The sequence below is a fragment of the Streptomyces sp. NPDC088794 genome, from assembly GCF_044750545.1.
In the GTDB taxonomy this organism is placed as follows: domain Bacteria; phylum Actinomycetota; class Actinomycetes; order Streptomycetales; family Streptomycetaceae; genus Streptomyces.
In genome coordinates, this window is sequence record NZ_JBIVKB010000024.1 from 136503 (window position 1) to 147778 (window position 11276).

The following is an 11276-nucleotide window of genomic DNA, read 5'->3' on the forward strand; positions in this document are numbered from 1 at the left end:
CGGACAGCACAGCGGACAGGACATGAGACAGGGCGTAGGAAAAAGGCCCGGGCCTCCCTCACGGGACCCGGGCCTTCCCCTATCCGTTGGCGTCCGTCACGCCGCCACCGGAACCTCCGACTCCGTCTCCGCGCCGTTGGTGGCCGGCGACAGGGCCAGTTCCAGGACCTGGCGGACGTCGGTCACGGCGTGGACGTCGAGCTTGTCCAGGACCTCCGCGGGGACGTCGTCCAGATCGGGTTCGTTGCGCTTGGGGATGATGACGGTGGTGACGCCCGCCCGGTGCGCGGCCAGCAGCTTCTGCTTGACGCCACCGATCGGGAGCACCCGGCCGGTCAGCGAGACCTCACCCGTCATGGCCACGTCCGTGCGGACCAGGCGCCCCGACAGGAGCGAGGCCAGGGCCGTCGTCATGGTGACGCCGGCGCTCGGGCCGTCCTTGGGGACCGCGCCCGCCGGGAAGTGGATGTGCACACCGCGGTCCTTGAGGTCCGCGACCGGCAGTTCCAGTTCGGCTCCGTGCGAGCGCAGGAAGGACAGCGCGATCTGCGCCGACTCCTTCATCACGTCGCCCAGCTGACCGGTGAGGGTCAGGCCCGCCGCGCCCGTCTCCGGGTCCGCGAGGGACGCCTCGACGAACAGGACGTCTCCGCCGGCTCCGGTGACCGCGAGGCCGGTGGCGACACCCGGGACCGCCGTACGGCGCTCGGCCGGGTCCTGCGCCGACTCCGGGACGTGGTGCGGGCGGCCGATCAGGGCGCGCAGGTCCTCGTCCGTGACGGTGAACGGCAGCTTCCGCTCGCCGAGTTCGTGCTGCGCCGCGACCTTGCGGAGCAGCCGTGCGATGGAGCGCTCCAGGGTGCGGACGCCCGCCTCGCGCGTGTACTCGCCGGAGAGCTTGCGCAGGGCGCTCTCGTCGATGACCACCTCGTCCTCGTTCAGACCCGCCCGCTCCAGCTGGCGCGGGAGCAGGTGGTCGCGGGCGATGACGACCTTCTCGTCCTCGGTGTAGCCGTCGAGCCGGACCAGTTCCATCCGGTCCAGGAGGGCCTCCGGGATGGCTTCGAGCACGTTGGCCGTCGCCAGGAAGACCACGTCGCTCAGGTCGAGCTCGACCTCCAGGTAGTGGTCGCGGAAGGTGTGGTTCTGCGCCGGGTCCAGGACCTCCAGGAGGGCCGCCGCGGGGTCGCCTCGGAAGTCCGAGCCGACCTTGTCGATCTCGTCCAGCAGGACGACCGGGTTCATCGAACCGGCCTCCTTGATGGCCCGCACGATCCGGCCGGGCAGCGCGCCGACGTACGTACGCCGGTGACCGCGCACCTCGGCCTCGTCGCGGACGCCGCCGAGGGCGACGCGGACGAACTTGCGGCCCATGGCGTGCGCGACGGACTCGCCGAGCGAGGTCTTGCCGACGCCGGGCGGGCCGACGAGGGCCAGGACGGCACCGCCGCGCCGGCCGCCGATGACACCCAGACCACGGTCGGTACGGCGTTTGCGCACCGCCAGGTACTCGGTGATGCGCGCCTTCACGTCCTCCAGGCCGGAGTGCTCGGCGTCGAGGATCGCCTTGGCGCCCCGGATGTCGTACTCGTCCTCGGTCCGCTCGTTCCACGGCAGTTCGAGGACCGTGTCCAGCCAGGTGCGGATCCAGGAGCCCTCGGGGGACTGGTCGCTGGACCGCTCCAGCTTCTCGACCTCCTTGAGCGCGGCCTCACGGACCTTCTCGGGCAGGTCGGCGGCCTCCACGCGGGCGCGGTAGTCGTCGGACTCCTCGCCCTCCTGCTCGCCGTTCAGATCGCGCAGCTCCTTGCGGACCGCCTCCAGCTGGCGGCGGAGCAGGAACTCGCGCTGCTGCTTGTCGACGCCCTCCTGGACGTCCTTGGCGATCGTCTCGGCCACGTCCTGCTCGGCGAGGTGGTCGCGCAGCTGCTGGGTGGCGAGCTTGAGGCGGGCGATCGGCTCGCTGGTCTCCAGCAGCTCGATCTTCTGGTCGGTGGTGAGGAACGGCGAGTAACCGGAGTTGTCGGCGAGCTGGCCCACGTCGTCGATGGCCTGGACGCGGTCCACGACCTGCCAGGCGGCGCGCTTGCGCAGCCAGGCGGTGGCGAGCGCCTTGTACTCCTTCACAAGTTCGGTGACGTGACCGGGCAACGGCTCGGGCACGGTCTCCTCGATCCGGGTGCCCTCGACCCACAGGGCGGCACCCGGTCCGGTGGTACCGGCGCCGATCCGGACCCGGCCGCGAGCGCGGATCAGGGCACCCGGGTCGCCGTCGGCCAGTCGGCCGACCTGCTCCACGGTGCCGAGCACGCCGGTGCTCGGGTAGGTCCCGTCGATCCGTGGGACCAACAGCACCCGCGGCTTTCCGGGCTCGTTCCGGGCGGCGGCCTGTGCGGCCTCCACCGCGGCACGTACATCGGTGTCGTTCAGGTCCAGCGGAACCACCATGCCGGGCAGCACGACCTCGCCGTCGAGCGGCAGCACGGGCAGGGTGAGCGGTGTGGACGTCGAAGCCATGATCTCCCCTTCGGCATTCAAGTTGAGCTATGCCGACTCAATGCGTGGCGCTTCGCGGATGTTCCCGGTTCACCGTTCGCTCTGAGCAAACCGGCGTTGAGCTGGACGTTTACTGGGGGCTGCGCCCCCAGACCCCCGCGTCGGCCCTGAAGGGGCCTTGTCCTCAAACGCCGGACGGGCTGATTTATGCCCCGCCCGATGTGAGGGGTGCCGCCGATCCATGGGTATGTAATAGTCTGACCTCCAGAGCAATCCTTACGGGAGGATGTTGTGAACGACCTCGTACACGCCTGGGTCAGCGGGTGGGTTCTGTCGCGCGGGGCCGCGCCGCCCGTCGAGGAGCCGTGGGGGTGGAGTGTCGACGTGGGGCAGGTCGAGCAGGTCTCCCGGAGGGTGCTGGGGGACATCGGCGACGACGTCGAGGAGACCGTCGTACGGAAGGTGGCGGACTCCGTGACGGGGTACGGCGTCTGGCTGAAGGTGTTCACGGATCCGACGCTGGTACGGGGATGGGTGGGCCCGGGGTGGTGGATCGACCCGAACCCGGGGTTCCTGATGTCCGTACCGCTGACCCGGGACGCACCGCCGGCCGCGCCGGACGGCTACCGGCTGCGCACCTGGACCCGCGGCCCCGTCACCCAGGCAGTGGTGACGGCCCCGGACGGCGCCCTGGCGGCGCGCGGACAGGTCGGCGTCAGCGGGCCGACGGCCGTGGTGGACCGGGTGGAGACGGCCCCGGCTCATCGCCGCAGGGGGTTGGGGGGTCTCGTAGTGCGCACCCTTCAGGCGACCGCGGCCGAACAGGGCGCCCGGACCGGCGTCCTCGCGGGCACCCCCGACGGACGGGCACTGTACGAGCACCTCGGCTGGACCACCGCCGCACTCCTGACGAGCGCCAAGTTCACCGGCTGAGGGTCCCCCGCCACCGGCGGACCACCGGCCACAGCGCCAGCCCTATCGCGAGCGAGAACACGTGCCCCCAGTTCGTCAGGGGATCCGTGAACGCGATCAGGTCCTCGATCAGCATCCCGCCGAACAGCACCACCAACGGCCACCGCACCCACGGGGACACCAGTCCGGCCAGCGCCCCGACACACGTGGCGACGCCGAAGCTGATGCCGTAGTCCATCCGGTGCAGCGAGCTGTCCGGCAGGTGCCCGACCAGCACCGCGAGCCCCACCGGGACCTCCGTCGCGAGGGTCGCCAGGATGTGCCCGGTCAGGAAGACGACCGCCGTACGCGCCCCGCCTATCCGCCGCTCCAGCGCGGTGAGGACGAGCAGGAAGAGGACGGCGTACGGCGTGACGATCCCGCCCGCGATCCACAGTGCGCTGGTGAGCAGCACCAGCATCGGGGTGCGTACGAGGTGGGCCACGTCCGTACTGGAGCCCTGGTGGAGGGCGTGCACAAAAGAGGGTGCCGCGTCGGCGACCAGGAGTGAGGTGAGGGCGAGGACGACCGCGAAGCCGAAGGTGAACGGTGTGCCGGTGGGGGTGGGGAGGAGACGCCGGACGCGCGGGACTCGAAGAGCCTTCGCCGGGGATATCGGTACCGGCGTCCCGTCCATGTCACCGGTGGACGCGGCGCAGCGGCTCCGCTGCCTCGGTACTCCGTCCAGCAGACCGGAGGCCTTCGCGTCGGTCGGGGTGGCGGGTTCCACGGTGAGGCGCTCCTTCCGTTTCACCTCCAGCCTTCGACGCCCCCAGGGTCTCTGTCTATGACCGACGCCACGCGGGAGGCGATTCTCAGGAACCTCTCAGGCTTCCTGGACGTCCGCCTGTCACGGGTGGTCAACCGTTAATTCCCGTGGCCGTAAAGCCGAGTTCGTGCAGGATGGGCCGATGACCACCTTCTACGACAGCCCAGTGGTCCTGGACCGGCGCGAGGGGCCGTACGGCGAGGTCGTGCTGCGTCGGCACGGCGAGCTGTTGCAGATCATCGCCAACGGGTGCTTCCTGATGGACACCTCGGACGGCCGCTCGGAGCGGCTGCTGGTCGACGCGGCGCTCGGCGCGCTGGACGATCGGGAGCGGCCGGAGCTGCTGATCGGCGGGCTGGGCGTCGGCTTCTCGCTCGCACACGCGGCAGCGAACCCGCGCTGGGGGGCCATCACGGTCGTGGAGCGGGAGCGGGCCGTCGTGGACTGGCATCTCGACGGGCCGTTGTCCGGTATTTCGACCAAGGCGGTCGCCGATCCGCGCACCCGGATCACCGAGACCGACCTGCTCGATCACGTCAATGAGACTTGCGCCACGTATGACGCGCTGTGCCTGGACATCGACAACGGCCCGGGCTGGACCGTCACCGAGGGCAATGACGGGCTCTACTTGGCGGCCGGACTCGCAGGCTGTGCAAGGGTTTTGAGGCCTGGTGGGGTGCTCGCGGTGTGGTCGGCGCAGCCCTCTCCGGAATTTGAAGGAACACTGCGGAATGCCGGGTTCCAACGGGTGCGTACCGAAGAGATCCCGGTTGCCCGGGGAGTTCCGGACGTCGTGCACCTCGCTGTCCGACCTGGATAGCCGTGGCACCGTTACTCCCCGTACCCTGCTGCCCTGGCGCGGATCATTCAAGCGTCAATCGCAAGCATGCTCAGGCATGGGCAGTCAACGGATCACCCCACGGATTCCGGAAAGCAACTCAGGGGCGGGCGATGGAGCAGACACACACCGCACACAGCAGCACGGCGACGACCCCGGGCGCACAGCGCCGGGTGCTGGTGGTCGAGGACGACCCGACCATCGTCGACGCCATCGCGGCCCGTCTGCGCGCCGAAGGTTTCGTCGTGCAGACCGCGGTCGACGGTCCGTCGGCCGTCGACACCGCCGAGGCCTGGCAGCCCGATCTGCTGATCCTCGACATCATGCTGCCCGGCTTCGACGGCCTGGAGGTCTGCCGACGCGTGCAGGCCCAGCGCCCGGTGCCGGTGCTGATGCTGACCGCGCGCGACGACGAGACCGACATGCTGGTCGGGCTCGGGGTCGGCGCCGACGACTACATGACCAAGCCGTTCTCGATGCGCGAGCTGGCCGCGCGCGTGCATGTCCTGCTGCGCCGGGTGGAGCGGGCCGTGGTGGCCGCGTCCACCCCGCGCTCGGGCATCCTGCGCCTGGGCGAGCTGGAGATCGACCACGCGCAGCGCCGGGTGCGGGTGCGCAGCGAGGACGTGCACCTCACTCCCACCGAGTTCGACCTGCTGGTCTGCCTGGCCAACACCCCGCGCGCGGTGCTCTCCCGTGAGCAGCTGCTGGCCGAGGTGTGGGACTGGGCAGACGCCTCCGGCACCCGGACCGTCGACAGCCACATCAAGGCGCTGCGCCGGAAGATCGGCGCCGAGCGGATCCGCACGGTGCACGGTGTGGGCTACGCGCTGGAGACACCGACGCCATGAGCGACGGGCGGCCGACCGCACGGAGGAGCCCCGGGGAGGAACCCTGGGGCGGCGTACGCCCGTTCTCGATCAAGACCAAGCTCGGCGGTCTCGTCGTCATCTCGGTGCTGATCACCACCGGTCTGTCGATGATCGCGGTGCACACCAAGACGGAGCTCCGCTTCATCACGGTCTTCTCGATGATCGCCACACTGCTGATAACGCAGTTCGTGGCCCATTCGCTCACCGCCCCGCTGGACGACATGAACACGGTCGCCCGGTCCATCTCGCGCGGCGACTACACCCGCCGGGTGCGTGAGAACCGGCGCGACGAGCTCGGTGACCTGGCCCAGACGATCAACGTCATGGCCGACGAGCTGGAGGCCCAGGACCGGCAGCGCAAGGAGCTGGTGGCGAACGTCTCGCACGAGCTGCGCACGCCCATCGCCGGCCTGCGGGCGGTCCTGGAGAACATCGTCGACGGTGTCTCGCCCGCCGACCCCGAGACCATGCGCACGGCCCTGAAGCAGACGGAGCGCCTCGGGCGGCTGGTGGAGACCCTGCTCGACCTGTCCCGCCTGGACAACGGCGTCGTACCGCTGCGCAAGCGGCGTTTCGAGGTGTGGCCGTACCTCTCGGGCGTGCTGAAGGAGGCCAACATGGCCGTGCCCGCGCGCGCGGGCATCGCGTCGGGCTCCGGGAGTCACACCCGTACCGACGTCCATCTGCACCTCGACGTCTCGCCGCCGGAGCTGACCGCGCACGCGGACCCGGAGCGGATCCACCAGGTCGTGGCGAATCTCATCGACAACGCGGTCAAGCACAGCCCGGCGCACGGCCGGGTGGTCGTGAAGGCGCGGCGCGGGACGTTGCCGGAGTCGCTGGAGCTGGAGGTCCTCGACGAGGGTCCGGGCATCCCGCGCTCCGAGTGGCACCGGGTCTTCGAACGCTTCAACCGGGGCGGCGCGGGCACCTCCAAGGGCCCGGGCAGCGACGGGGGTACGGGACTGGGCCTGGCGATCGCCAGTTGGGCCGTGGATCTGCACGGCGGCCGGATCGGAGTGGCCGAATCCGAGCGGGGTTGCCGGATCCTCGTCACCCTTCCGGGAGAGACTTCCGTACCAAGTTGACGTAAAGTCCGATCCGGAACTTCAAGATCCAGGTGCGTCCGCGCTGACGGGCACGTGTGATCTGCGACAGGCCCGCCCGTTCGGTGCGCAGGGCCTGCGTTCGCGTGTTCCGGCCACCTCGTTCCAGAGCGGAACCACGCTTGTTTCCCGCCATTTCCCGGCCCGAAACACGATTTCCGGTGTGACTTACACGACGATGAACCGGCCCGGCCTGACCTTCGCGGTCATGGGGGCGTAGCCTTAATTCCCGCTGTCCATCACCTTGTGAAGCGGAAGAGGGCGGTTGCCGCCGTGTCGTCACAGTCCCCCAGTAACTCGACCATCTCGACCGAGTCCGACCAAGCAACGGGGAAGAACCCCGCTGCCGCGTTCGGCCCCAACGAGTGGCTCGTCGACGAGATCTATCAGCAGTACCTCCAGGATCCGAACTCGGTGGACCGAGCCTGGTGGGACTTCTTCGCCGATTACAAGCCGGGCGCCGCTGCCGCCCCGGCTCCGGCGGGCACTGCGGCCGCGGGGGCCGTAGCGACCACCCCGACGAATCAGGCTCCGGCTCCCGCTCCGGCGGCGCCCAGCGCGCCGGCCGCGGCCGCCCCGGCGGTTCCCGCGCCGGCCCCCGCGGCCCCGAAGCCCGCGGCAGCAGCCGCCGCGCCCGCCGCGGCTCCGGCCGCGAAGCCGGCCACGGCTCCCGCGCCGACGCAGGCGAAGCCCGCGGCGGCCAAGCCGGCCGCGCAGACCGCGCCCGCCGAGGGCCCGGAGCTGGTGACGCTGCGCGGCCCCGCCGCCGCCGTCGCGAAGAACATGAACGCCTCGCTGGAGGTGCCCACGGCCACGTCCGTGCGCGCGGTCCCGGTGAAGCTGCTCTTCGACAACCGCATCGTCATCAACAACCACCTCAAGCGCGCCCGGGGCGGGAAGATCTCCTTCACGCACCTCATCGGGTACGCGATGGTGCAGGCCATCAAGGCCATGCCGTCGATGAACCACTCCTTCGCGGAGAAGGACGGCAAGCCGACCCTGGTCAAGCCGGAGCACATCAACTTCGGCCTCGCCATCGACCTGGTGAAGCCCAACGGCGACCGCCAGCTGGTCGTCGCGGGCATCAAGAAGGCCGAGACGCTGAACTTCTTCGAGTTCTGGCAGGCCTACGAGGACATCGTCCGCCGTGCGCGTGACGGCAAGCTGGGCATGGACGACTTCACCGGTGTGACGGTCTCCCTGACCAACCCCGGCGGCCTCGGCACGGTCCACTCGGTGCCGCGTCTGATGCCCGGTCAGTCGGTCATCATGGGCGTCGGCTCCATGGACTACCCGGCGGAGTTCCAGGGCACCTCCCAGGACACCCTGAACAAGCTCGGCATCTCGAAGGTCATGACGCTCACGTCGACCTACGACCACCGGGTCATCCAGGGCGCCGCCTCCGGCGAGTTCCTGCGCGTCGTCGCCAACTACCTCCTCGGCGAGAACGGCTTCTACGACGACATCTTCGAGGCGCTGCGCATCCCCTACGAGCCGGTCCGCTGGCTCAAGGACATCGACGCCTCGCACGACGACGACGTCACCAAGGCCGCCCGCGTCTTCGAGCTGATCCACTCCTACCGGGTCCGCGGCCACGTCATGGCCGACACCGACCCGCTGGAGTACCGCCAGCGCAAGCACCCCGACCTGGACATCACCGAGCACGGGCTCACCCTGTGGGACCTGGAGCGCGAGTTCGCGGTCGGCGGCTTCGCCGGCAAGTCCCTGATGAAGCTGCGCGACATCCTCGGCGTGCTGCGCGACTCGTACTGCCGCACCACCGGCATCGAGTTCATGCACATCCAGGACCCCAAGCAGCGCAAGTGGATCCAGGACCGCATCGAGCGCTCGCACACCAAGCCGGAGCGCGAGGAGCAGCTGCGCATCCTGCGCCGCCTGAACGCGGCGGAGGCCTTCGAGACCTTCCTGCAGACGAAGTACGTCGGCCAGAAGCGCTTCTCCCTGGAGGGCGGCGAGTCCGTCATCCCGCTGCTCGACGCGGTGCTGGACTCGGCCGCCGAGTCCCGCCTGGACGAGGTCGTCATCGGCATGGCCCACCGCGGCCGGCTGAACGTCCTGGCGAACATCGTCGGCAAGTCGTACGCGCAGATCTTCCGCGAGTTCGAGGGCAACCTCGACCCGAAGTCGATGCACGGCTCCGGCGACGTCAAGTACCACCTGGGCGCCAACGGCACCTTCACGGGCCTGGACGGCGAGCAGATCAAGGTCTCGCTGGCCGCGAACCCCTCCCACCTGGAGACGGTCGACCCGATCATCGAGGGCATCGCCCGCGCCCAGCAGGACATCATCAACAAGGGCGGTACGGACTTCACGGTCCTGCCGGTCGCCCTGCACGGTGACGCGGCCTTCGCGGGCCAGGGCGTGGTGGCCGAGACGCTGAACATGTCGCAGCTGCGCGGCTACCGCACCGGCGGCACGGTCCACATCGTCATCAACAACCAGGTCGGCTTCACGGCGGCCCCCGAGTCCTCGCGTTCCTCCATGTACGCGACGGACGTGGCCCGCATGATCGAGGCCCCGATCTTCCACGTGAACGGCGACGACCCGGAGGCCGTGGTCCGTGTGGCCCGCCTGGCCTTCGAGTTCCGTCAGGCGTTCAACAAGGACGTGGTGATCGACCTCATCTGCTACCGCCGCCGCGGTCACAACGAGTCGGACAACCCGGCCTTCACCCAGCCCCTGATGTACGACCTGATCGACAAGAAGCGCTCGGTGCGCAAGCTCTACACCGAGTCCCTCATCGGTCGCGGCGACATCACCCTGGAAGAGGCCGAGCAGGCCCTCCAGGACTACCAGGGCCAGCTGGAGAAGGTCTTCACGGAGGTCCGCGAGGCCGTCACGGCCCAGCCGAGCGCGGGCCCGATCTCGGACCCGCAGGCGGAGTTCCCGGTCGCCGTGAACACCGCGATCTCCGCGGAGACCGTCAAGCGGATCGCCGAGTCCCAGGTCAACATCCCGGACTACTTCCACGTACACCCGCGTCTGCTGCCGCAGCTGCAGCGCCGGGCGTCGATGGTCGAGGACGGCACGATCGACTGGGGCATGGGCGAGACGCTGGCCGTCGGCTCCCTCCTCCTGGAGGGCACCCCGGTCCGCCTCTCCGGCCAGGACTCGCAGCGCGGCACCTTCGGCCAGCGGCACGCGGTCCTGATCGACCGTGAGACGGGCGCGGAGTACACCCCGCTCCAGTACCTCGCGGAGGAGCAGGCCCGCTACAACGTCTACAACTCCCTGCTGTCCGAGTACGCGGTCATGGGCTTCGAGTACGGCTACTCGCTGGCCCGCCCCGACGCGCTCGTGATGTGGGAGGCGCAGTTCGGCGACTTCGTCAACGGCGCGCAGACGGTGGTCGACGAGTACATCTCGGCGGCGGAGCAGAAGTGGGGCCAGACGTCCGGCGTCACGCTCCTGCTCCCCCACGGCTACGAGGGCCAGGGCCCGGACCACTCGTCCGCGCGCGTGGAACGCTTCCTCCAGCTGTGCGCACAGAACAACATGACGGTCGCGATGCCGACCCTCCCGTCGAACTACTTCCACCTCCTGCGCTGGCAGGTGCACAACCCGCACCACAAGCCGCTGGTGGTCTTCACCCCGAAGTCGATGCTGCGCCTCAAGGCCGCCGCGTCGAAGACGGAGGAGTTCACGTCGGGTCAGTTCCGCCCGGTCATCGGCGACTCGGCGGTCGACCCGGCCGCGGTCCGCAAGGTCGTCTTCGTCGCGGGCAAGCTGTACTACGACCTGGAGGCCGAGCGCACCAAGCGCGGCATCACGGACGTGGCGATCATCCGCGTCGAGCGCCTGTACCCGCTGCCGGGTGCGGAGCTCCAGGCGGAGGTCAACAAGTACCCGAACGTCGAGAAGTACCTGTGGGCCCAGGAGGAGCCGGCCAACCAGGGCGCCTGGCCGTTCATCGCCCTCAACCTGATCGACCACCTGGACCTGGCGGTCGGCGCGGACGTGCCTCACGGCGAGCGACTGCGGCGGATCTCGCGTCCGCACGGGTCGTCGCCGGCGGTCGGTTCCGCGAAGCGGCACCAGTCGGAGCAGGAGCAGTTGGTGCGTGAGGTGTTCGAGGCGTAAGCCCCACCCGCTGTCACGTGCGGCCGGGGCGCCCCCCCCCACCCGGGGGGGGGCCCCGCCCGGTGGCCGCCCGTATAAATGAACCCAGATAATAAAAGTCCCAGGCCAACAAAAAAAATAGAAAAAGCGCGGGGCGGGGGGAG

The 11276-nt window shown here is 69.7% G+C and carries 7 protein-coding genes; 5 read left to right on the forward strand and 2 right to left on the reverse strand.

Annotation, left to right across the window (positions count from 1 at the left end):
- Positions 1-96: 96 nt before the first annotated feature.
- Complete coding sequence (gene lon / locus ACIP6U_RS44855) at positions 97-2517, reverse strand: endopeptidase La (RefSeq protein ID WP_401728913.1); 2421 nt, start codon at positions 2515-2517, stop codon at positions 97-99.
- A gap of 270 nt (positions 2518-2787) precedes the next feature.
- Here lon and ACIP6U_RS44860 point away from each other — a divergent pair, with 270 nt between their 5' ends.
- A complete protein-coding gene (locus ACIP6U_RS44860) occupies positions 2788-3429 on the forward strand; it encodes a GNAT family N-acetyltransferase (protein WP_401728915.1) in 642 nt (213 codons plus the stop codon).
- On the opposite strand, the gene ACIP6U_RS44865 is transcribed toward ACIP6U_RS44860, so the two are convergent.
- Positions 3419-4177, reverse strand: coding sequence for a rhomboid-like protein (locus ACIP6U_RS44865; RefSeq protein ID WP_401728916.1), 759 nt, complete (start codon positions 4175-4177; stop codon positions 3419-3421). The two genes, ACIP6U_RS44860 and ACIP6U_RS44865, sit on opposite strands and share 11 nt — an antisense overlap.
- A 181-nt stretch (positions 4178-4358) precedes the next feature.
- Between ACIP6U_RS44865 and ACIP6U_RS44870 the strand changes: the two genes are divergently transcribed.
- From ACIP6U_RS44870 to ACIP6U_RS44885, 4 genes are all read left to right on the forward strand, one after another.
- Positions 4359-5036 (forward strand): spermidine synthase, encoded by a 678-nt coding sequence (locus tag ACIP6U_RS44870; RefSeq protein ID WP_401728918.1) that lies wholly within the window; start codon positions 4359-4361, stop codon positions 5034-5036.
- Between the two features lie 131 nt (positions 5037-5167).
- Positions 5168-5905 carry a response regulator transcription factor gene (locus ACIP6U_RS44875; RefSeq protein WP_401728919.1) on the forward strand — a complete coding sequence of 246 codons (738 nt, stop codon included), beginning with the start codon at positions 5168-5170 and terminating at the stop codon, positions 5903-5905.
- Complete coding sequence (locus ACIP6U_RS44880; RefSeq protein ID WP_401728920.1) at positions 5902-7014, forward strand: ATP-binding protein; 1113 nt, start codon at positions 5902-5904, stop codon at positions 7012-7014. The genes ACIP6U_RS44875 and ACIP6U_RS44880 overlap by 4 nt, the downstream gene beginning before the upstream one ends.
- A gap of 291 nt (positions 7015-7305) precedes the next feature.
- A complete protein-coding gene (locus ACIP6U_RS44885) occupies positions 7306-11133 on the forward strand; it encodes a multifunctional oxoglutarate decarboxylase/oxoglutarate dehydrogenase thiamine pyrophosphate-binding subunit/dihydrolipoyllysine-residue succinyltransferase subunit (RefSeq protein WP_401728921.1) in 3828 nt (1275 codons plus the stop codon).
- Positions 11134-11276 lie beyond the last annotated feature (143 nt).

Bases quoted from the DNA above. Each gene is read 5' to 3' on its own strand.
- lon (WP_401728913.1), bottom strand. From the start codon at position 2,517: ATGGCTTCGACGTCCACACCGCTCACCCTGCCCGTGCTGCCGCTCGAC.
- ACIP6U_RS44870 (WP_401728918.1), top strand. From the start codon at position 4,359: ATGACCACCTTCTACGACAGCCCAGTGGTCCTGGACCGGCGCGAGGGG.
- ACIP6U_RS44875 (WP_401728919.1), top strand. From the start codon at position 5,168: ATGGAGCAGACACACACCGCACACAGCAGCACGGCGACGACCCCGGGC.
- ACIP6U_RS44880 (WP_401728920.1), top strand. From the start codon at position 5,902: ATGAGCGACGGGCGGCCGACCGCACGGAGGAGCCCCGGGGAGGAACCC.